General features: G+C 68.6%; 15 protein-coding genes. 7 read left to right on the top strand and 8 right to left on the bottom strand.

From position 1 onward, the window contains the following. Nucleotides 1-15 precede the first annotated feature (15 nt). Nucleotides 16-321 carry a hypothetical protein gene (locus ODJ79_RS39805; protein ID WP_263028883.1) on the top strand — a complete coding sequence of 102 codons (306 nt, stop codon included), beginning with the start codon at nt 16-18 and terminating at the stop codon, nt 319-321. Between the two features lie 31 nt (nt 322-352). On the opposite strand, the gene ODJ79_RS39800 is transcribed toward ODJ79_RS39805, so the two are convergent. The 5 genes from ODJ79_RS39800 to ODJ79_RS39780 are packed head-to-tail and all read right to left on the bottom strand — an operon-like array spanning nt 353 to nt 5,250. Next, nucleotides 353-1,342: a zinc-dependent alcohol dehydrogenase family protein gene (locus ODJ79_RS39800; protein WP_263028882.1), complete on the bottom strand. Its 990-nt coding sequence runs from the start codon at nt 1,340-1,342 to the stop codon at nt 353-355. Further along, nucleotides 1,339-2,154, bottom strand: a complete 816-nt coding sequence (locus tag ODJ79_RS39795; RefSeq protein WP_263028881.1) for a carbohydrate ABC transporter permease — start codon at nt 2,152-2,154, stop codon at nt 1,339-1,341. The genes ODJ79_RS39800 and ODJ79_RS39795 overlap by 4 nt, the downstream gene beginning before the upstream one ends. Nucleotides 2,155-2,167: 13 nt before the next feature. Next, nucleotides 2,168-3,091: a carbohydrate ABC transporter permease gene (locus ODJ79_RS39790; protein WP_263028880.1), complete on the bottom strand. Its 924-nt coding sequence runs from the start codon at nt 3,089-3,091 to the stop codon at nt 2,168-2,170. Further along, a complete protein-coding gene (locus ODJ79_RS39785; protein WP_263028879.1) occupies nt 3,092-4,438 on the bottom strand; it encodes an ABC transporter substrate-binding protein in 1,347 nt (448 codons plus the stop codon). It abuts the gene before it with no gap. Between the two features lie 50 nt (nt 4,439-4,488). Beyond that, nucleotides 4,489-5,250 (bottom strand): DeoR/GlpR family DNA-binding transcription regulator, encoded by a 762-nt coding sequence (locus tag ODJ79_RS39780; RefSeq protein WP_263028878.1) that lies wholly within the window; start codon nt 5,248-5,250, stop codon nt 4,489-4,491. Between the two features lie 671 nt (nt 5,251-5,921). On the opposite strand from ODJ79_RS39780, the gene ODJ79_RS39775 reads away from it, so the two are divergent. Genes ODJ79_RS39775 through ODJ79_RS39765 form a run of 3 tightly spaced genes read left to right on the top strand, consistent with a single transcriptional unit; the run spans nt 5,922 to nt 18,158 of the window. Beyond that, complete coding sequence (locus tag ODJ79_RS39775; RefSeq protein WP_263028877.1) at nt 5,922-15,917, top strand: RHS repeat-associated core domain-containing protein; 9,996 nt, start codon at nt 5,922-5,924, stop codon at nt 15,915-15,917. An 8-nt stretch (nt 15,918-15,925) separates the two neighbouring features. After that, nucleotides 15,926-16,483, top strand: coding sequence for a hypothetical protein (locus ODJ79_RS39770; protein ID WP_263028876.1), 558 nt, complete (start codon nt 15,926-15,928; stop codon nt 16,481-16,483). A gap of 22 nt (nt 16,484-16,505) precedes the next feature. Beyond that, nucleotides 16,506-18,158 (top strand): RICIN domain-containing protein, encoded by a 1,653-nt coding sequence (locus ODJ79_RS39765; RefSeq protein WP_263028875.1) that lies wholly within the window; start codon nt 16,506-16,508, stop codon nt 18,156-18,158. A 114-nt stretch (nt 18,159-18,272) separates the two neighbouring features. On the opposite strand, the gene ODJ79_RS39760 is transcribed toward ODJ79_RS39765, so the two are convergent. Continuing rightward, a complete protein-coding gene (locus ODJ79_RS39760) occupies nt 18,273-18,752 on the bottom strand; it encodes a DUF2306 domain-containing protein (RefSeq protein ID WP_263028874.1) in 480 nt (159 codons plus the stop codon). Nucleotides 18,753-18,773: 21 nt separating this feature from the next. Here ODJ79_RS39760 and ODJ79_RS39755 point away from each other — a divergent pair, with 21 nt between their 5' ends. After that, nucleotides 18,774-19,346, top strand: coding sequence for a TetR/AcrR family transcriptional regulator (locus ODJ79_RS39755; RefSeq protein WP_263028873.1), 573 nt, complete (start codon nt 18,774-18,776; stop codon nt 19,344-19,346). A 207-nt stretch (nt 19,347-19,553) separates the two neighbouring features. Here the strand turns inward: ODJ79_RS39755 and ODJ79_RS39750 are convergent, their stop codons facing one another. After that, nucleotides 19,554-20,186, bottom strand: a complete 633-nt coding sequence (locus tag ODJ79_RS39750; protein ID WP_263028872.1) for a Dyp-type peroxidase — start codon at nt 20,184-20,186, stop codon at nt 19,554-19,556. A gap of 27 nt (nt 20,187-20,213) precedes the next feature. On the opposite strand from ODJ79_RS39750, the gene ODJ79_RS39745 reads away from it, so the two are divergent. Next, complete coding sequence (locus tag ODJ79_RS39745) at nt 20,214-20,786, top strand: GAP family protein (protein ID WP_263028871.1); 573 nt, start codon at nt 20,214-20,216, stop codon at nt 20,784-20,786. Nucleotides 20,787-20,843: 57 nt separating this feature from the next. Here ODJ79_RS39745 and ODJ79_RS39740 read toward each other — a convergent pair whose 3' ends face one another. After that, a complete protein-coding gene (locus ODJ79_RS39740; RefSeq protein ID WP_263028870.1) occupies nt 20,844-21,509 on the bottom strand; it encodes a 2-phosphosulfolactate phosphatase in 666 nt (221 codons plus the stop codon). 155 nt (nt 21,510-21,664) lie between these two features. Between ODJ79_RS39740 and ODJ79_RS39735 the strand changes: the two genes are divergently transcribed. After that, nucleotides 21,665-21,901 (top strand): hypothetical protein, encoded by a 237-nt coding sequence (locus tag ODJ79_RS39735; protein ID WP_263028869.1) that lies wholly within the window; start codon nt 21,665-21,667, stop codon nt 21,899-21,901. Nucleotides 21,902-22,035: the final 134 nt, after the last annotated feature.

The following is a 22,035-nucleotide window of genomic DNA, read 5'->3' as shown; positions in this document are numbered from 1 at the left end:
CGGTGGCTGGCCGAGGTGACCGGCGAGGAGTTCGGCGCGAACCTGAGCAAGGAGCGCACCGATCTGCTCGACACCGACGCGCTGATCTGGCTGGTCGACAAGTACGACACGGACAAGGCGAAGGTGCAGGCCGACCCGCTCTACGCGAAGCTCGGGGTGAGGACCGAGGGCCGCGACGTCTATCTGGAGAGCACGGAACTGGCCGGCGCGGCCACGTCCTTCGTCACCCCGCTGAGCCTGCCGTTCCTGCTGGAGAAGCTGACCCCGCTGCTGCAGGCCGCGGTCGACGGCGACCCGGCGACCCCGGTGGGACGCCCGTAGGCGCCCCACCGCCGACGCCTGTGGAGCGCGCTCAGGGCTCGATGAGGATCTTCCGGCCCTCGCCCCGGCGGAACTGATCGAGCGCCATCGGGTACGAGGTCAGCGGGAACCGGTGCGAGACGAAGATCGACGGGTCGAGGACGCCGGCGGCCAGCATCTGCCCGGCCCGGTCGAAACTGTGCAGCACCGCCATCGACCCGGTGATGGTGATCTCGCGCCGGTAGATCTCGTACGGCTCGATCTCCACCCGCGCGTCGTAGTTCGCCACGCCGAACTGCAGGAACGTCCCGCCGCGCCCGACCCTGGACAACCCGTCCCGGATCGCGGCCGGCGCGCCCGTGCAGTCGATGACCACGTCGAACCCGCGCGGCGCGACGAAGTCGTCGGCGAAGGTCGTCGCCGCCGAGCAGCCGAGCCGTTTCGCCGTCTCCAGCCGGGCCGGGTTCAGATCGACGACGGACACCGACTCGGCGCCGGAGCGTTTGGCGAGCTCCAGCATCATCAGCCCCATCGTGCCCGCGCCGTAGATCAGGTACGACGAGGCCAGCCGCCGCGGCAGCACGTCGAAGCCGCGTACCGCGCAGGACAGCGGCTCGATCAGCGCCGCATCCCGCGCCGGCAGCGACGCGGGGAGCCTGAACAGGTTCGCCATCGGCGCGACCACCAGCTCGGCCGCGCCGCCCGGCACGGTCACCCCGATCGCGGCCCAGTTCTCGCACTGGTTGCCCCGGGCCCGCTTGCAGTAGTAACAGTGTCCGCAGTACAGCGAGGGGTCGACGGCCACCTGGTCACCGACCGCGTAGCCGGTGACCGCCGACCCGATCGCGACGATCTCGCCGGCCAGCTCGTGCCCCGGCACGATCGGGAAGGCCGGGGCGAACTCGCCGTCCATGATGTGCAGATCGGTGCCGCAGATGCCGACCGCGGCCGGCCGCACCACCACCTCCGCCGGGCCGGGCGTCGGGTCGGGAACGTCCTGTATCTCGATGCTCCCGGGCGTGACAACGACGGCTGCTTTCACTTGACGGCTCCCATCGACAGGCCGCGGACCAGTTTGTTCTGCGCCACCCAGCCGGCGATCAGCACCGGCAGCGAGACCAGCGTCGCCGCCGCGCAGAGCCGGGCCAGGAAGAGCCCCTCGGACGAGATGAACCCGACCAGGAAGATCGGCGCGGTGCCGGCGTTGGTCGCGGTCAGGTTCACCGCCAGGAAGAACTCGTTCCAGGCGAAGATGAAGCAGATCAGGCCGGTCGCCGCGAGGCCGGGCGAGACGATCGGCATGATGATCTTTCGAATCGAGGTGGGCAGCGACGCGCCGTCCACCTCGCCGGCCTCCAGCACCTCCCGCGGCACCTCCAGCAGGAAGCTGCGCATCATCCAGACCGCGAGCGGCAGGTTCATCGCCGTGTAGAGGATGACCATGGTCCAGATGTTGTCCAGCATTCCCAGATGCTTCGCCAGGAGATAGATCGGCAGCAATGCCGCGACGGCCGGCATCATCTTGGTGCTGATGAAGAAGAACAGCGCGTCGGTCCATTTCGCGACCGGGCGCAGGGAGAGCGCGTACGCCGCGGGCGTCGCCAGCGTCACCACCAGCAGCGTGGAGAAGATGCTGGCCATCAGCGAGTTGAGCAGGAACGGCGTGATGTTGCGGTCGAAGACCTGGGCGTACTGATCCAGGGTGGGAGTGAAGACCCAGGTCGGCGGGTTGCCGGCGGCCGCCTCCTCCTGCTTGAAGCTGGTCAGCACCATCCAGATCACCGGGAAGACGAAGACGATCCCGGCGATCCAGGCGACGGTTCCCCAAACGGTGTTGCTCAGCCGGGCCCTCATCGGCCACGCCCTCTCATGAATTGGCCTCGATCCGGAAGAGGCTCGAGATGACCCGGAGCGCGAAGGTGGCCACGATGATCGTGAGGATCACCACGACCACGCCGGCCGCCGACGCCTCGCCGTACTCGAACTTGCGGAAGGTGGTCAGATAGATCTCGTACGGCAGGTTGGTCGTCGCCGTGCCCGGCCCGCCCTGGGTGATGCTGAAGACCGCGTCGAACGTGTTGACCAGGTAGATCGAGCCGAGCAGGCCGCCCAGTTCGAGGTACTGCCGCAGGTGCGGCAGGGTCATCCGGCGGAAGACCTGCCAGGCGTTCGCGCCGTCCACCCGGGCCGCCTCGATCACCTCGGTCGACTGCGACTGCAGGCCGGCCAGCAGGATCAGCATCATGAACGGCGTCCACTGCCAGACCAACGTGGTGATCACGGCGCCCTTGGGGTAGGACGAGATCCAGTCCGTCGAGCCGCCGAAGATACCGTTGATCAGGCCGTACGCCGGATTGAAGATCGCGTGCTTCCACAGCAGGGCCGCCGCGATCGGCATCACCAGGAACGGTGTGATCAGGAGAGTACGGACGACCGGCCGCCCGACGAAGCTGCGGTCCAGCAGCAGCGCCAGCCCGAGCCCCAGGATCATCGAGAAGAGCACCGCGCCGGCCGTCAGGATCACGGTGTTGACCAGGGCCGCGCGCAGTCGCTCGTCGGTCAGCACGGTCACGTAGTTCTGCAGGCCGATGAACTCGTGGGTGCCCGGCTTGAGCGCATTCCAGTGCAACGTGGACAGATAGAGGGTGTAGAGGAACGGGATCTGCGTGATGACAATCGCGAAGATCAGGGCGGGCAGCAGGGGCGCCCGGCGTATCCAGCGTTCTTTGCTCGGGTGCGGCCGGACGGGCGGCTGGATCCGCACGTCCGGCCGGCTGACCGTGGTGGTCATCTACTTGTAGTTCTTCGCCACGTCTTCGGCCTGTTTCTGGCCGTCGGCGAGCGCCTTGTCAACCGTGGTGCTGCCGGCGATGGCCGCGCTCACCTCCTGCGACACCTTGGTGCCCAGGTCGGAGAACTCGGGGATGCCGACGTACTGGACGCCCAGCGCCGGCCGCGGCTGCAGGCCCGGGTTCTGCGGATTGGCGTGCTCGATCGAGCCGAGCGTGACGTCGGCGAAGGCCTTCGCGGAATCCTTGTACTGGGGGATCGAGTACGTCGAGGTGCGCTTGCCGGACGGCACCCGGGACCAGCCGAGGTTCTTGCCGACCAACTGCTCGTAGTCCTTGCTGGTCGCCCAGGAGATGAACTTCCAGGCCGCGTCCGCCTTCTTGGTGGTCTTCGGCATCGCCCACGCCCAGGTCCACAGCCAGCCGGAGTACTCGGTCTTGTCGACCGGCGCGTACACGTAGCCGACCTTGCCGGCCACCTTGCTGGCGTTCGGGTCCTCGAGCGTGCCGGCCGCCGAGGTCGCGTCGTACCACATGGCCGCCTTGCCCTGGCCGAACGTGTTGAGGCACTCGGTGAAGCCGGCCTGCGGTGCGCCGGACTCGCCGTACTTCTTGATCAGGTCGACGTAGAACTGGGTGGCCGCGGTGAACTCGGGCGCGTTGACCTTCGGCGTCCAGTCCTTCTCGAACCAGGTGCCACCGTACGTGTTGACCACGGTCGTCAGCGGCGCGAAGAGCTCACCCCAGCCGGGCAGGCCGCGAAGGCAGATCCCGGCCACGCCCTTGCTCTTGTCGTTCAGCTTGGCGGCGAAGCCGGCGACCTGCTGCCAGGTCGGGTGCTCGGGCATGGTCAGGCCCTTGGCCGCGAACAGGTCCTTGTTGTACATCAGGAACGAGGACTCGCCGTAGAACGGCGCCGCGTACATCTTGCCGTCCTCACCGCTGACCGCCTGGACCATCGGCTTGAGCAGGTCGTTCACGTCGTAGGACGAATCCGCCTGGGCCTGCGTGGAGAGCTCGTGCAGCCACCCGTTCTTCGCCCAGATCGGCACCTCGTACGCGCCGACGGTCGCGACGTCGTACTGCCCGCCCTGGTTCGCGACGTCCTGGGTGACCTTGTCGCGCAGTTCGTTCTCCGGGAGGATCGTGAACTTCACCGTGATCCCGGTCTGCTTGGTGAAGTTGTCGGCGGTCAGCTTCTGAATGTCCTCCATCTGCGGGTTGCCGACCATCAGCGCGGTGATCGTGTTGTCGGCACCGCCGCCGCTGGACCCGGTCGAGCCGGCGCCCGAGCAGGCGGTGGTCAGGAAAAGGAGTGCGGCCGCCGCGACGGCGAGTTTTTTGGGCATGGTGGATCCTCCGTTTCATTCGAAAACGGCTGGGGAGAGCGATTTCCTGGCTAGACCCGGATGACCTGTGGCCCGAGCCTCGCGTAACGGTGCGCCTCGGAAACCGGCAGCGCGGTGTCCGTGACCAGTGACTCGAATTCGGCTATCTCGGCGAATTTGCAGAACGTGCGCACGCCGAATTTCGTGTGTACGCCGACGAAGACCCGGCGGCGCGCGGCCCGGACCGCGTGCGCCTTGATGTCGGCCACCGCCGGGTCCGGGGTGGTCAGCCCGGACTCGCGGGAGATCCCGTTCGCGCCGATGTAGGCCAGGTCGATCACGAAACCGGACAGCATCTCGGCCGCCCAATGGTCGACGGTGGCCTGCGTGCGGCCGCGTACCCGGCCGCCGAGCAGCAGAACCGTGGCCGGCGTGGACGCGGCCAGCCAGGCCGCGGTGGGCAGCGACGCGGTCACCACGGTGAGCGGCCGGTCGGTGGGCAGCGCCTCGGCGATGAGCTGCGGGGTGAACCCCTCGTCGATGAAGATCGTCTCGGCGTCCCCGATCAGGCCGGCCGCCACCGCCGCGATCCGGCGCTTCTCCGGCACCCGGCGGGTGGTCCGGATGGCCAGATCGGTCTCGAATTTCGCGGTCTCCACCGGGTAGGCGCCACCGTGCGTCCGCCGGATCAGACCATGCTTTTCGAGCTGCCGCAGGTCGCGGCGAATTGTTTCGGCCGAGACGTTGAGTTCGGCGGCGAGCTTGCCGACATTGACCTCGCCGTTCCGGCGGGCCAGCGTGACTATCTGGTGGTGTCGCTCCTCGACATTCAACTCGCACCTCCTCCGACCGACCGTCGACTATTTGTAACACCGGAGAAATCGTGTGGCCCGCATCACTGTCCGGGCAACTTCGTGGTATCCGTGCCCGTTGCCCGGCCGCCTCCCACAGCGCATTCCCGGGCGCACACTGACGAATCCGACAAAACGGCTGCCCGTTTCGGGCCGACGAACGCCCACTTCACGCCCGATGGGTTGAGAAATCTTGAACGGCGGGGCAACCGGGCCGGTCTTTACGGATGTGAATCCTGACGGGGCATCGGGATGTCGAGGCCGAGCTGCACTCCTACCTGGAGGCCCGATACCTGCACCTGCGCCGCACGGCGCATCTGTTGTGCGGCGACTGGCACCGCGGACGACCCTCACCCGGGTGGTCGTGGCGGCCCGCCGGCGCGGCGTCGAGAACCTCGACGCGTACACCCGGACCGGGCCGGCCCGGATCTACCTGGGACGACCGCCGCCGATTCCGGTGGCGCCGGGCCATTGCCGACGCCGAGGCGAACCACCACCAAAAGATCTCTGAATGTAATACCAGGCTTCGCCTTGATGTCGATCTATTGCTCGCGGTAGCTTACGTCCGCCAAAACTACGAGATCAATCGATGCGTTTTGTCGTGCGGTCAAATCACGGGGGCAAGTGTGATGCGGCGTCGAGGCTATTTTGGTGTGCGTAAAAACAGTTCGGGAGCCCGCTTTCTGCGCCGGCTGCACCTAGGGCTCGCCGCAGGCCTGGCGTTGTGGGTCGGCGCCTGCTCCGCGCAAGAGGGCACGACCGCGGTCCAGCTGGACCCGCGCCCGGCCGCGGTGAAGGCCGATCGGCGAGCCGACAAACCGGCGCCGCGGCAGCGCTGGGGTAACGCGGCCGGGGTCGATCCCGTGGCCGACGGCCACCGCAACACCTACCGGCCGCCCTCGCTGCGGTCGAAATACCCGCCGGTCAAGGCGCCGTCCCTGCCCGCGAACACGGCGATCCTGAAGGCCGCGCCGGCCGCCCGGAAGGTGACCGGCTTCCGCACCGACGGCAGCAGCCACGAGATCGTCGGCCAACGGGGCGCCCATGAACGGACCTATGCGAACGCGGACGGCACCCAGACAACCGAGTACTCCACGGCGCCGGTCAACTACCGCAAGGCGGATGGCAGCTGGGCGCCGGTCGACACTTCGCTGGCGGCCGACCCGGCCGGCGGCTGGCGGCGCGACGCCGACTCGGTCGCCCTGCACATCGCCGGCCAGGCCGACGCCGCCGAACTGGTGCGGGTCACGCTTCCGGGCGGCGGCGTCCTCGCGTACGGGGCAAACGGCGCGCGGCCGGCGACCGCCAGCGTTGCGGGGGACACCGCCCGCTTCGCGGGCGTGTGGACCGACACCGACCTGGAGCTGAAGTCGCAGCCCGGCGCTCTCAAGGAGACCCTGGTCCTCGGCTCGGCCGACGCGCCCGGCACGTTCGTCTTCCCGCTGCACCTGACCGGCCTGACCGCGAGCCTCTCCGGCAACCAGGTCGTGCTGCGCGACGCGAGCGGCGCCACGGCGGCCACGATTCCCGCTGGCTACCTGATCGACGCCGGCTCGCGGGTCTCCAAGGCGGTCACCTACCGTCTCGTCACGGTCGGCGGCGGTCCGGCGCTGCAGCTGTCGATCGACCGTGGCTGGCTCGCCGCGAAGGGCCGCGCCTTCCCGGTGCGCCTCGACCCGCCGGTGCTCGGCAACGGCGCCGCCACCGAGAGCCTGGTCGTGCAGGGCGGCTCCTCGCACGGCGGCGGCGACCTCGCCGTCGGCCGGCGCGACGGCGTCAACTCCGCGTCCTACCTGCGCTTCTCCGGCCTCGTCTCGGACCTGGCCAACGAGACCATCTACAGCGCGCAGCTGAGTTTCGCGGCCTTCGACGCGCCCTCCTGCAAGCCGCGGACGCTGGGCGTCTATCCGGTGACCGCGTCGTGGAGCTCCAGCACCAACACGAGCTACCCGGGCCCGGCCGTCGGCGGCGCGCTGGCCACGTCCTCCTTCGCCCAGGGCTACGTGGGCTTCAACCAGACCGCCTCGGCCTGCCCGGTCACCGGCACGGTGATGGACCTCGGCTCCAAGGGCCGTGACCTCGTGCAGGGCTGGGTCACCGGCAAGAGCAACTACGGCATCTCGCTGCGCGCGCCGGTCTCCGACGAGAGCGCCTGGAAGACCATCGCGGGCACGAGCAGCGCCAACCCGCCGCGGCTGTACGTCACGCACTCGCCGTACAACGCGAAGTACTCGGTGCCGAACCCGACGCCGCAGCCGGCCGTCCTGCAGAACCAGGCCGGCAAGGTCAAGGTGACGGTCACCAACAAGAGCGCCATGGACTGGACGGCTAGCGGCTTCAACCTGGTCTACCGGGTCTACGACGCGTCCACCAGCGCGAAGGTCGGTCAGTACGTGGCGGCGACGCTGCCGTCCACCGTCGCCCGCGGCGCCACCATCACCCTGGACGCCACCATCCGCGCGTTGCCGGTCGGGTCGTACCTCATCGACTTCAGCATGGCGACCAGCGGCGGCCGGGTCTTCACCGACGAGTACGTGCCACCGGCCCGGATCGCGCTGCGGGTCGACAACATCCCGCCCACGGTCGGCGCGCTCTTCCCGCCCAACGGATATCAGTCGCCCACGCTCACCCCGCAGCTCTGGGCGCAGGCCGTCGACCTGGACGCCCCGCCCAGCCAGACCCTGCAGTACCGCTTCCAGTACTGCTCGCTCGACAGTTCGGGCAACCCGACCGGCTGCACGACCACGGCGTACCAGACGAAACAGGCGTTCACGATTCCGTCCGGGACGTTCAAGTGGAGCACCCCGTACGTCTGGCGCGCCTACGTCAAGGACAACACCACCGAGGTCGTGAGCGGCTACGCCTCGCTGACCACCGCTGTGCCGCAGCCGGTGATCACGTCCCGGGTGGCGAACGCGCCGTACGGCGGCAACGATCGCGAGTTCAACCCGGACATCGGCAACTACACGACGGCCGCCGTGGACGCCACGGTCGCCACGGCCGGACCGCAGCTGAGCATCACGCGCAGCTACAACAGTCTCGACCCGCGCCGGACGCTCGCCTTCGGTGTCGGCTGGATGTCCGAGCTGGACATGCGGGCCACGGCGGACGCCGACGGGTCGGGCAACGTCCTGGTCACCTACGCCGACGGTCAGCAGGTGCGTTTCGGGCGCAACATCGACGGCACGTACGCGGCGCCGCTCGGCAGGACCGCCCAGCTCACCGTCGTCAGCGGCGCGTACGTGCTCAAGGACGTGTCCGGCACGACGTATTCGTTCCGCGGCAGCGACGGGCGGATCCTGACCATCGTTGACAAGAACGGGCGCACGCTGCAGTTCGCCTACGACGCCACGACCGCGCAGCTGTTGAAGATGCAGTGGCACTCCGGGGTGAACGTCAAGACCGGCCGCGCCCTGTCGTTCGGCTGGGACTCGACCGGTACGCACGTGACGAGCGTGAGCACCGACCAGGTCGACGGGCGGGCCCTGACCTGGACGTACGCCTACACGGGCGACGTGCTGAACAAGGTCTGCGCGCCGGGCGCCCAGATCTGCACGACGTACACCTACGTGGCGGGCTCGCACTACCGCAGCAGCGTGCTCGACTCGGGGCCGGACTCGTACTGGCGGCTCGGCGAGAAGGCCGGCGCCACCTCGGGTGGCAGCGAGGTCATCAACAACCTCGGCAAGGACGCCGCGACCCTGCGCAACGTCACGCTCGAGCAGCCGGGCTCGGCGGTCGGCTCGGCCAACACCTCGGGGCTGTTCAACGGGACCACCTCGGTCGCCGAACTGCCCAAGGGCGTGCTCAAGAGGAGCCGGGACACGGCGGTCGAGCTGTGGTTCCTGATGACCACGTCGCAGACCGGCGGCCCGCTGATCGGCTATCAGGACACGGCGGTCGACACGACGCCCACCACCGGCGTGCCGGTGCTCTACGTGGGTGGCAACGGCCACGTCTACGGCCAGTTCAAGAACACGGCGACCACGCCGAAGCCGATCGACGGCGGCGTCGACCTGCGCAACAACAAGTGGCACCACGTCGTGCTCTCGGTCACCGCCGACGTGCAGACCCTCTACGTCGACGGCAGCCGGATCGCCAGCAAGCCCGCCTCCGACGGCGCGCTCGACCCGAGCCTGATGACGTTCAACCAGGCCGGCGCGGCCTGGGCGACATCGCCGACGTCCTGGCCCAACTGGGGCAGCACGGCCAAGCGCTACTTCAACGGCAGCCTCGACGAGATCGCGGTCTACGGCCACGCGCTCAGCGACCAGGCGGTCGCGGCGCACTATCAGTACGGCTCGGCGCAGGCCGACCTCCTCTCCCAGGTCACGCTGCCCAGCGGCAAGACCTCCTCGGAGACGACCTACGACACCGGCGGCGACCGCATCGCGGAATACACCGACGGCAACGGCGGCACCTGGAAGATCGGGCAGCCGACCGTCTACGGCGGCGACACCGACCTGCGCCGGTCGGTGCAGGTGTTCGACCCGGCCAACCGGCCCTACCTCTACGAATACGACGCGCTCGCCGGGCGTCTGCTGCGCTCGGGATCGCCGCTGGGCATCACCACCCGGCCCGAGGACGGGCCGCTGCCCTCGCCCAGCGCGTCGCCGTCGCCCAGCCCGTCGCAGTCGTGCACCACGCCCGACCCCAGCTATCCGACGTTCTGTACGACGATCCCGGACGACTCGAGCGGCGATCCGGTCTTCGTCGAGCAGGCGCTCAGCGGCATGGTGGTCCGGTCGTTCGGCTACGACAGCCAGGGCCGGCAGAGCCAGATCGTGGACGAGAACGGCAACGCGATGACGATGACGTTCGACGCCCGGGGGAACGTCACGTCGCGCAAGACGTGCCGGGCGACGAACGACTGCCAGACCACGTACACGTCGTACACGACACCCAACGCGAGCAACCCGTACGATCCGAAGAACGACCTGCCGGTCGAGGTGCGCGATCCACGGTCGAGCAGCGCCACCGACAACCAGTTCCGGACGGTGACCGCCTACAACAACGCCGGCGACGTGACGAGCGAGACGTCGCCCGACAGCTCGGTCACCTCGAGGACCTATACCAACGGCACCGAGCTGGCGTACGGCAGCTCCACCGACACCATCGCGGCCGGCCTGATCGCCACGGCCACCGACGCGGGCGGCAAGGTGGCCAAGTACCGCTACACCGCCTCCGGCGACCTCGCCCTGCAGACCATGCCGACCGGGCTGGTCACCGAGGACACGTTCGACGCGCTGGGTCGCAAGGTCAAGGAGCGGGTCGTCTCGGACAGCTACCCGGACGGCGTGACCACCACCTTCGCGTACGACGACCTCGGTCACCTCACCACGACCACCGGGCCGGTGACGACCAACGCGGTCGACGGCACCAAGCATCAGGCGGTCACCACCAACGCGTACGACGTGGACGGCAACGTCGTGCAGACCACGGTGAAGGACGCGCTGGACGCCTCGGAACCGGCCCGCGTCACCACGATCGAGTACGACGAGCACAACCACGAGACGCGGACGGTCAATCCCGAGGGCGACGAGCAGACCCAGGGCTGGGACCGCTTCGGCAACCGGACCTCGGTGGTGGACGGCAACGGCAACCACTACGAGTACGCGTACACCGCCACCAACAAGCTGGCCGAGGTGCGGCTGTACGACTTCCACGACGGCGGCGGCGACAGCTCGAACCCGTACGTGGTGCTCAACTCGTACGTCTACGACTACGGCGGCCGGATGGCCGCGCAGGTCGACTCGATGGGCCGGCGGCTGGAGTACACGTACCTCGGCGACAACCTGCTGTCGAAGGTCGTGCAGAAGAACTTCCACAACCCGGACGGCAGCACCCGCGACCTGGTCGTGGAGAACAACACGTACGACGCCGCCGGCAATCTCACCAGGTCGGTGGTGGACAACGGGACGCTCACCACGACCAACACCATCGACTCGATGGGCCGGATCAAGTCGACGACCCAGGACCCGGGCGGCGTCAACCGGGTCACGAGCTATGCGTACGACCTGATCGGCAACGTCACCAAGACCACCATGAGCGGCAGCGCGATCAACGTCCCGTGGACCGTCGACGCGTCCGCGACCAACGTGGTGAACCAGGTCTACAACGCCGCCACCGGCCGGCTCGACCAGGAGGTCGCGACCGACGGCACCAACAACCGGACCACCTCGTACACGTACGACCAGCGCGGTTACACGCTGACCAAGACCGACCCGCAGGGCAACGTCTCGGGCGCCGACAAGACGGCGTACACGACTACATACAGGTACGACGAGAACGGCGACCAGACCACGGTGATCGCGCCGGCCGTCTCCACGGAGAGCGGTGGCGCCGGGGCGCAGACCACGAACCCGACCGTGCTCACCGGCTACAACGCGTTCGGCGAGGCGGTCGCGGTCAAGGACGCGCTCGGCAACGTCAGCCACACCAAGTTCGACCGGATGGGCCGCGTCGTCGAGTCCGACGGGCCGCAGTACACGGCTCCGGGCCCCAACACCGCCCAGACGCCGGCGGTGAAGAAGACGTACGACGCGCTGAGCAACGTCCTGACGTCGACCGATGCGCTGGGGCACGTCACCAAGTTCACGTACGACCGGCTCAACCACCTCGTGCAGACCGACGCGCCCGGGTCGACCGACAGCGAGCGGCTGGTCTCGACCTACACATACACCCGGACCGGAAAGGTGCTCTCCAGCACCAGCCCCACCGGCGTGCGCACCGAGGCGACCTACGACGACCTCGACCGGCAGGTCACCAAGACCACCATCGAGCGCAAGCCGTCGACGAGGACCCTGACCACCACGACCACGTACGACGACGCCGGCAACGCGATCAAGATGGTGTCGCCCACCGGCCTGATCACCACGGCCACCTTCGACAAGGCGGGCGACCAGCTGAGCGTCACCGACTCCGCCGGGGTGACCACCCAGCAGGGCTACGACGGCTTCGGCAACCCGGTGCGGCAGTCCGACGGGGCCGGGCGCACGACGCGGCACGACTTTGACCCGTTCGGCGAGGTGGTGGCCGAGCGCAACCTCGACCCGGCGGGCAACGAGCTGCGGAAGGAGACGTACGGCTACAACGCGAACGGCAATCTGACCGCGCGCACGGACGCGATGCAGAAGACCGTGACGTTCACCTACGACGGCCTCGATCACCTGGTCAAGCAGGTCGAGCCGACCAGCGCCAGCCACTCGATCACCACGAGCTGGGGGTACGACGCGGCCGGGCACACCACCCGCTACACCGACGGCCGCGGCAACGCCACCATCTACGGCTACAACAGCCTCGGCCTCGCCGAGAGCGTGGTCGAGCCGTCCACCACGGCGCAGCCGGCGCTCACCGACCGCACCTGGACCACGGCGTACGACCTGGCCGGCAACGCGACCGCGCTGACCGAGCCCGGCGGCGTCACCCGCACGCGGACCTACGACGCGGACAACCGCATGATCGCCGAGAGCGGCAGCGGCGGCGGCGCGGCCGCGGCCAGCCGCGGGATCACCTACGACGCCGAGGGGCGGCCCACCGCCGTCACCTCCGCCGGCGGCTCGGCGAACACCTTCGGCTACGACGACCGCGGTGACCTGCTCACGGCGGCCGGCCCGGCCGGCAACGCGACGTTCGCGTACGACGACGAGGGCGACCTGACGACCCGCACCGACGCGGCCGGCACCGCCACCTTCACGTACGCGAAGGGCCGGCTCGCCACGCAGCAGGACGGCGCGTCGGGTGTCGCCGAGACGCTCGGGTACGACGCGGCCGGCCTTGTGAAGAGCATCGACTACGGCGCCGGGCGGGTGCGGACGTACGGGTTCGACGACCTGGGCCGGCTCAACTCGGACGTGCTGAAGAACAGCGCCGGCCAGACCGCCCTCTCGATCGCCTACCGGTACGACCTGGACGACCACGTCGTCGGCAAGGACACCGCGGGCACGGCCGGGGCGGGCAGCAACACCTACGGCTACGACGACGCGGGCCGCCTGACCTCGTGGACGTCGAGCGCCGGAACGGTCGCCTACGGATGGGACGACTCCGGCAACCGGATCAAGGCCGGGGCCAAGACCGCCACCTACGACGAGCGCAACCGGGTGACCGGCGACGGCGACTACACGTACGCGTACTCCCCGCGCGGGACGCTCGCCTCGCGGACCAGCTCCGGCCTGACCGACCAGTACTCGTTCGACGCGTTCGACCGGATGATCGGCGCCGAGGGCGAGACGTACGTCTACGACGGCCTCGACCGCATGATCAACCGGAATGGCGCTACGGTGCTCTACTCCGGCACGGGCACCGATCCGATCGACGACGGCACCGAGAAGTACGGTCGCGACGCCGACGGCGATCTCCTGTCGGTCTCCTCCAGCGGCAGCGGCGTCAAGCTCACCGTCTCCGACTCGCACGACGACGTGGTGGGCACCTTCGCCCCGGGCGGCTCCCTCGGGTCGCTGGACAGCTCCACCGCGTACGACCCGTTCGGCCAGAAGACCGCCACGACCGGCAGCCTGCCGCACGTCGGCTTCCAGGGCGACTGGACCGACCCGGCCACCGGCCAGGTCGACATGGGCGCCCGCTGGTACGAGCCGGGCACCGGCACGTTCGTCTCGCAGGACACCGCGAACTACACCTCCGGCGACTCGGTGCTGGCGAACAAGTACGCGTACGCCGGCGACAACCCGCTGGGCAACAACGACCCGACCGGCAACTGGCCGTCGTGCGGCTGGTGCCACAAGGCCCTCAACGCGGTGGGCAACGCCGTCACGACCGTCGTCTCGAGCACCGTCAACACGCTGCAGAGCGCCGCGTCGTACGCCTGGCACGCCACGGTGAGCGCCGGGTCGTGGCTGTACAACCAGGCCAAGGCCGGGATCAGCGCGATCGGCCGGGGCTGGGACTACGTCTACAACGCCGCCAAGAACACGATCAAGAACGTCTGGAACAACCACATCGTCCCGGGCTTCAACCGGCTCAAGGCCGCGGCCCAGGCCAGGGCGCACGAGATCATGCAGCAGGGCCGGGCCATCACGGCGAGAGCCAAGGCGGCGATCAGCAGCGCGGTCCAGCACGTCTCGCTCAAGAGCATCGGCTCGATGGTGACGGCCGGGCTCAGCTCGCTCAGCGTGCACATCTCGGCCGGTCTGCTGCCCAAGATGGTGCAGAGCTTCACCTCGGTCGTGCAGGACATGACCGGCGCCGCCACGGCGCTCTATTCGGCGGCGGCGTCCACCGGGGCCATGCTCGTCAGCGGCGTCCAGACCGCCGCCAACTTCGTGGTCGACCACAAGGCCCAGTTCATCGGCGGGGTGGTGGGTGCCCTGGTAGGCGGCGGCTGCGGTCTGGCCATCGGCGCCACCGGTCTCGGCCTGGCCCTCTGCGCGGCCGCTGCGGGAGCGGCCGACTCCCTGGTCAGCGACATGGTGCAGGGCGGCAAGGGATGGAAGGAGATGGCCGCCGACACGATCCTGGGCGGCGTGACCGGCGCGGTCATGGGCCCGCTCGCCGACTTCGGCGGCGCGGCCCTCGGGGGCGCCGCACGCGGCCTCATCAAGAGCGGCGTGAAGCAGGCGTTCGAGGACGGCGGCGCGGCCCTGGCAAGCACCGCCCGCTCGTACGGCAACACCCAGGTGGGTGGCCTGGTCGGCCGCACGCTGGCCGGCCGGTCGGCCGGTTCCGCAGGACGCGAGGCGGTCGAGACCACCGGCTCCAGCGTCGAGTCGTCGATCCACGCCAACCCCAGACCGTCCACCTGCAACAGCTTCGCGGTGGGCACTGCCGTCCTGATGGCCGACGGCACCACGAGGCCGATCGACCAGGTCAAGCTAGGCGACAAGGTGATGGCCACCGACCCGACGACGGGCCGCACCCAGGCCCGAACGGTCACCGCCCTGATCACCGGCATCGGCACGAAGCAGATGGTCGAGCTGACCATCGACGTCGACGGCAAGAAGGGCACCAAGACCGCGACGATCGACGCCACGGACAACCACCCGATCTGGGCGCCCGACCTGCACCGCTGGGTCAAGGCGGCCGACCTGAAGCCCGGCTCGATGCTGGAGACCGGCCCCGGCACGTACGTCCAGGTGACGGCAACAAGGTCGTGGACGGCCCAGAACACCGAGGTCCACAACCTCACCGTCGACGGCCTCCACACGTACTATGTGGTCGCCGGCGGCACGCCAATCCTCGTCCACAACTGCCCCACCGGAGCGAGCGGCGGCGATTACGCCGATAAGCTAGGGTCGGACGGCCTTCGGGATCTGCTGAAGAAGCGTGCGGCGGAGCGTGCGGCGAAAGCCAGCGTCTCCGGCGAACACCTGGTTCTCGGACTCGACCGCAATCTCGCCGACACCGTCGAAGCGACCGGGGGCAAGAGTTGGAAGCAGGAGCCGTTCCACTCGCGATTCTTCGGGACGAGTACTGGGCCCGATCGGGCCAGGGCAATGATCGACGCCATGGTCGACGAAGGCGGCGATGACGCGAGGATTACCTTCAATCTGAAGGACATGAAGGATATCCCGAACATCCTGAACAATGCGGGACAGTTCAAAGACGCGATGACCTCCGCGGAGCTCCGGCACATCTGCGGCAGCGCGGCAGCGAAGGCCATTACCACGTTCATCAACGGCGACGCTCCATGCTAGGAAGACTCATGGAAGACCATCCGCAACCGGTGCGCGAGCTCTTCAGCTTTGCCGCGGTGATCCGGCGACGGCACCTGACGTTCGCCCAGGCGTCCCTGCGTGAGCAGATCAAGGGAGCGCCGAAGCCGGGACACCTGGCGCTGGTCGCAGCCGCCAATCTGCTCGACGTCGCCGAAGAGTTCGACCTGCTCGCGTATCGCGACACGGCGAAATTCCTCATGGAGTACGTGCCGTTCTTCGTCCCGCCGGGAGGTGTCTTCGGGATGCTCGGAGTTTCGGCGTTCGCCGTATATCTGCCGGCGGGCACGCGGCCGGGCGTGGAGTCGATCGCGGAGGACATACGCCGCGAGGCGCTGGTCCGCCCTCTTCAGTTGAGCGAGGACTACGGGATCTACCTGCGCCTGGAAGCGTCGTCCGTGCCGTATTCCGGAGGTTATCTTGATGCGGATCTCGCCGATGCGGTTGGCTACTGGAATGCCGCCCGGGAATGGCGCGGCGGAGAACAGCTGGACATTCGTCCGTCCGATTGGGAGCCCGTCTACGTTGCCGAGTTTGTTCGTGAGTAATACCAATAATGGGGGAGGAAGAATGGGTGTACGTCTGGCCCGGGTCGTCACCGCGCTCGTGGTGGTCGCCGGGTTCCTGGTCCTGCCGTCTGCCGCGCAAGCGGCCATCACGCCGGCTGCCGGGGTGGAGATCAAGGCGGGGCACAGCAACAAGTGCCTCAACATCAAGGGCGCTACGACCGCCGACGACGCGCCGCTGATCCAGTACAACTGCTCCGACTCGTTCGTGAACGACAAGTTCAAGGTGGTGCCGATCGGCGCGGACACCTACCAGATCGTCGCTACCTACGACAACAAGTGCCTGAACGTCTACAAGGCCGCGGTAGTCGATAACACCCCGGTCCACCAATACACCTGCAGCGCCACCGCCACGAACAACCTCTGGCGGTTCCTGCCGGTGGCCGGACAGAGCACCTACCGCATCCAGTCGGTGCAGAGCGGCAAGTGCCTGAACGTCTACAAGGGCCTGACGGACATCAATACCGCCATCAACATCTACACCTGCCAGACCGCCGTCACCACGCTGAACGACCAGTTCTACTTCCCGCCCGCCGCCGCGGCAGCGGGAGTGACCGTGGGGGCGTCCACCAACACCCCCGTCGTGGCCGTGCAGGCCGGCCCCGGCACGGCGACGCTCGGCCCGATCGTCTACTCGTACACGACCGACGCCGGCCACATGTGGACCGGATATCAGGACAGCCCGGAGAACTTCACCAACATCATCTGGCAGTCCGCGAGCGGCCTCGACCTGTACGCGGGGCACCCGAGCGTGAACGTCCAGGCCGACGGGCGGGCGTCGCTGGTCGCGCAGAACGGCGGCGACGCCGACCTCGACGTCTCCACTCAGACGGCCGCGCACGCCTCGACGTTCTCGAACTGGACCGATATTGGCGTCTCGAACCCGTCCGGGGCGGCACAGCCGGTCAGGGTCAAGAAGCCGGACGGCTCGCTGGTCACCTTCGCGATCGTCGGGGGCCAGCTGTGGCACCTGCCGCAGGACGGCACCCACCTGCCGTACGGGGGCTGGCGTTACATCGGCGGCACCAACCTGACCGGTGAGGTCGCCGCCGGGCTCACCCAGACCGGGTTGCGCGTCTTCGCGCTGGACACCACCGGCGCCGTGCAGACCGCGACGTACAGCGACGGCAAGCTCAGCGACTTCACGAGCCTGGGCGGCTCCGGCCTGACCGGCCGGATCGGCCTCTCGGTCCGCACCGGCTACCTGGCCCGGATCGTGGTGCGCGCAGCGGACGGCTCGCTGGTCACCAAGTCGCAGCAGAGCGATGGCACGTTCGAGAGCGACTGGACGACGATCCCGGGCGTCACCGCGGCCGGCTCGCCGTCGCTGGTGCGCGACCCCACCAGCGGTAAGACCGGCATCGTCGTGCGTGGCACCGACGGCACCGTCTATTTCACGCAGGAGTCCGCCGAGGGCAGTGGCGTGTGGGGGTCGTGGATGCAGGCGAGCGCCCGGGTGATCGTCACCGACCCGACGGCGTTCACCTACACGGTCTCCACCGGAGGCGGCTGGGCGTACGTGGTTCGCGACGGCAACAACCAGGTGTACGAGGTGCTCGCGGAGAGCGTCGGCAACTCGCTCGCCAAGTCAGCGGCCGCTCGCGGCACGGTGACCGGCTTCGTCGAGCATGCCCTGCCGAAGGCGCCGGGCAACTGACGGAAAGATAGGGGTGGCGGTCGCCGGCCGTCACCCCTCGCCGCAGGTGCGAGCCCGCTATCGCGACGGCGGGGGAATGGGCGGCCGAGGCGGCGACTCCTCACGCCGGGGCGCTCAGCTCTTGAGCGGCTGTTCGGCGCGACGAGCCGTCGCCGCCACGACGACGGCCGCGGTGACCAGCAGGCACACGGTCAGGCCCAGCGCCAGGCCGGCCGGCTGGTGCAGGGTCCACTGCGGAATCTTGCGTTGCGGCACCACGACCGCGCCCACGAACGCGCCGAGCAGTCCGAAGTACGAGCCGGTCATGAAGTTGCGGTGCAACTGCACCCGGTGGGTCACGGCCGCCCACAGCCCGATCGACAGCGTCACGAAGGTGAACACCGACAGACCGTGGATCCACGAGAAGTGACCCGGCCGCAGCTGCTGGATGAAGAACGAGCTGATGATCGTCCAGTACATCGCGCCGGTCCACACCCGGCCGATCCAGCGGTGGGCCCGATCGCCCCTGGTCCGGCGGACCAATTGGTAGGCGCCGAGCGCCATCGCGATCGTGGCGGCCCCCGCGTGCAACGCTATAACAACGTTATTGGCCATAACGTTGTTATAGTCGACTCCGTGACGCCCGTCAACCGCCCCGACCTGACCACCCGCCTGGTGGACGAGGCCGCCCGCATCCTGGTCGAGGACGGCCCGGGCGGGCTGTCCCTGCGCAAACTCGCGGCGGCCGCCGGCGTCTCGACGATGCCGGTCTACACCCTGTTCGGCGACAAAGAAGGCCTACTCGCGGCCATGCACCGGGAAGGCTTCCGCCGGCTCGGCGAGGCCCTCGCCGCGGTACCTGTCACCGACGAGCCGCTCACTGACGTGATCGCGCTCGGTAGGGCCTACCGCGCCGCCGCGCTCGCCAGCCCCCACCTCTACGGGCTGATGTTCGGCCGGATCGCCCCCGGCTTCACGCCCAGCCCCGAGGACCGGGCCGCCGCCGATCTGACCTACCGCCCCCTGGTCGAAGGCGTCGAACGCTGCCAGACAGCCGGCGTCTTCACCCCCGGCGACCCGGAGCGGATCGCCCTGCACCTGTGGGCCGTGGCCCACGGCATGGTCTCGCTCGAGCTCAACAACCAGACCGGCGGCGACGACACCTACCTCGAAGCCATGGGCTACGCGGGCCTTCCCTTCCTCACCTGACCACGAGACAAAGCCAACTTCCGGGCCGCCCGCAAGTCTCTGCACTCCTACGTGGAGGCCCGATACCTGCACCTGCGCCGCAGGGAGGCTCGGTTACCACCTACCTCTGTCCGGGTCTCCGGCAGCCGGTAGATGCCGATCAGAAGGACGACGCTCAACAGCAGGGTCGGTGATCCAGCGCTGTGCGCGCAGGCCCGGCAGGAAGCACTACTCGCCGCCGCGGGTGGCCACGAAGCTGGGCAGGTTCTTCAGGCGGCGGCGCAACGGCTTCTCGGGGATGGTGACGGTGCTGGTGCCGCCGTGGTGCCCGGCCACCGGGTCCTGCTCGCCGGGGTAGCCGATGAAGTTTCCGTCGTTGACCCACTCGGCCTTGATGAACTCGAATTGCCGGTCGAGGTGGGCCCCGGTGAAGGTTCCGATCAGCCCCCGGTCGGCGCCGTCGTCCTCCAATTCGCCCGCCGGCAACGGCGGGCCGTAGGTGGTGCCGCGGCGGATGAGGCGGTGCATCCGCGCGTTGCCGATGATGTCGGCGTCGCGGGGGTTGACGCGCCGGACGTGCGCACTGGCGGGGCACCGGAGGCCGCGCTCGTCGTCCGCCCGGTACAGGAAGTCGTTGTTGCGGTGCGGATCGGCGCCCAGTTGCGGGTCGTCGTGCTCCGGGGTCAGCGTCAGCGGCGCTCCGCTGGGCCGGCGCCCGACCATCTTCGCCGCCAGGAGCGCCTCGTCCTCGGGACCGGAGGTGTTCGCGCGCAGGTACTGTCGCCAGGCCGCGACCTTGGTGTGAATCTTCCGTACGGCGATGTAGGTTCCGTTGCGCCCCAGCACGTCGGGGCTGGGCATGGGCGGCAGATGGCCGGTCTTGGGCGAGTGAGCGGACTGGTGTTCGCCGCCGGCTGGCTGGTGGGACTAGCGGGGCTCGGCGCGATCACACTGGCGATCACCGGCGGTGCCGGCGCCTCCGAGAACGGGAAGCCGGCCGATTGGGTGGGCGTTCTCAAGCTCGTCATCGGATTGCTGCTCGTCCTGCTGGCTCTCCAGCAGTGGCGGCACCGTCCCACGGACACCTCGCAGGCAGAACTGCCCAAGTGGATGGCCGCGATCGACCACTTCAACGCCGTGAAGATCCTCGGGCTCTCTCTCGTGCTGTCCGCGGCCAATGCCAAGAACGCCGGGCTGACCATCGCCGCGGCCGCCGCGATCAGCTCGGCCGGGGTTTCCACCGACAAGCAGGTCGCGGGGCTGGCGATTTTCGCGCTCATCGGCTCCCCGGGGACCCTGATCCCGCTGGCGGTGTTCCTGATCGCGGGCGAACGCGCCAAGAACACCCTGTCCAGCTGGAAGACCTGGGCCGCGCAGCACAACGCCGCCATCATGACGGTCCTGTTCACGGTGCTCGGCATGAAACTGCTCGGGGACGGCATCGACATCCTGATCTCCTGACACCCCGATGCGGCCCCTGTGCCTGGAGCAGGCTCATGCGCCGGAAACCGCCATGGCTCAGCACCGCACGGCCTCCACCGCAATGTAATTGTCGTCCCGATGAGCGACCATCGCGAAGTCCGACCGATCGATGTCATTGCAGAACGGCAGATCGAACGAGAGATCAACTCTCTCGGAGGCAGAGCGGACTGAGTAGGCCTGAGCATGCTCGGCCGCTCCCCGTCGGATACCCTCGATCAGATCGGCCGGCCTCGGATCCATGCCCTCGAGGACGTCGCGAAGGTAGCGGGCGCAGACCCAGTCCTCCGCAGTTCGGCCTGTACACACGATCACGCAGGGGGTCCTCGCGTGGTTCATGTCGATCCAGCGTGCCGTGGCGCCGACATTCACCGCCGAGGTGGCAAGCAAGGCGGCCACGTCTTGAGGCCGCGCGAGGCCGAGTGTGCCGTTCGACGTCGCTTGGATCAGCCCCCGGCCGACGAGGCGCGCTTTGGACATCTCATACGGCGAGTTGCCGAAATCAAAGTCCGCCGGCTTCAAGCCGCGCTCCTCACCGACGAGGATCCGGTCCGTGTGAATTTGGCGGAGCCTGAGCGCAGCGCCGATCGACGGCGTGCAGTAGATATCTGTCGCGCCACGTTCAAAGGCGACTGCGGCTGTGGTAAAAGCGCGAATGACGTCGATCACGACGACAATGGAGCCGGCCGGTGCTTCTGCGTCCATTCCGACGACTGATATCGACCTGCTCGCCACCCCGGTTCCGCACCTTCCCATCAACGCGCCCGTTCTCCAGCACGACGATACGATCCGGGTCGTTTGCTGATACGAGTCGGTGTGCCACCACGCTTACGGTGCGATCACGCAGCACGGCGGCCAGGGTGCGTTCCAACGTCGCCCGCCGGCTGACCGACACCGCCACACCGTCCTGGCGTCTGGCGTGGCGGGTGGACGCACGGACGATCTGGGCGCTGATCGCCGAACGGGAGACGACCGCGGCCGCGACGGCGGAGGCACTACGCGAGCAGATCGCCGCGCTGAGCGATCAACTGGCCCCGTGCGGTCCGCCCCGGACACTGCACCGCCGTCCGGACATCCGTTGGTCGCCTTGGGCATGAGGCGTGTAACCCGGTGCCGTATATCACCGTGCGGGCGCGTACGGGTGCGCCGGTCAGGTGTGACCAACGAGGTGGAGAGGAAGCGGATCATCGCATTGCTGATGCTGCTGGTCGCTGCAGCGGCGTGGGTAACG

This window comes from Actinoplanes sp. KI2 (assembly GCF_025630775.1).
Taxonomy (GTDB): Bacteria; Actinomycetota; Actinomycetes; order Mycobacteriales; family Micromonosporaceae; genus Actinoplanes.
This window is presented reverse-complemented; position numbering and strand designations above follow the sequence as displayed.

Excerpts from the sequence above, each read along its gene's own strand:
- ODJ79_RS39795 (WP_263028881.1), bottom strand. The coding sequence starts at position 2,154 with ATGAGGGCCCGGCTGAGCAACACCGTTTGGGGAACCGTCGCCTGGATC.
- ODJ79_RS39790 (WP_263028880.1), bottom strand. The coding sequence starts at position 3,091 with ATGACCACCACGGTCAGCCGGCCGGACGTGCGGATCCAGCCGCCCGTC.
- ODJ79_RS39785 (WP_263028879.1), bottom strand. The coding sequence starts at position 4,438 with ATGCCCAAAAAACTCGCCGTCGCGGCGGCCGCACTCCTTTTCCTGACC.
- ODJ79_RS39770 (WP_263028876.1), top strand. The coding sequence starts at position 15,926 with ATGGAAGACCATCCGCAACCGGTGCGCGAGCTCTTCAGCTTTGCCGCG.
- ODJ79_RS39765 (WP_263028875.1), top strand. The coding sequence starts at position 16,506 with ATGGGTGTACGTCTGGCCCGGGTCGTCACCGCGCTCGTGGTGGTCGCC.
- ODJ79_RS39760 (WP_263028874.1), bottom strand. The coding sequence starts at position 18,752 with ATGGCCAATAACGTTGTTATAGCGTTGCACGCGGGGGCCGCCACGATC.
- ODJ79_RS39750 (WP_263028872.1), bottom strand. The coding sequence starts at position 20,186 with ATGCCCAGCCCCGACGTGCTGGGGCGCAACGGAACCTACATCGCCGTA.
- ODJ79_RS39740 (WP_263028870.1), bottom strand. The coding sequence starts at position 21,509 with ATGGACGCAGAAGCACCGGCCGGCTCCATTGTCGTCGTGATCGACGTC.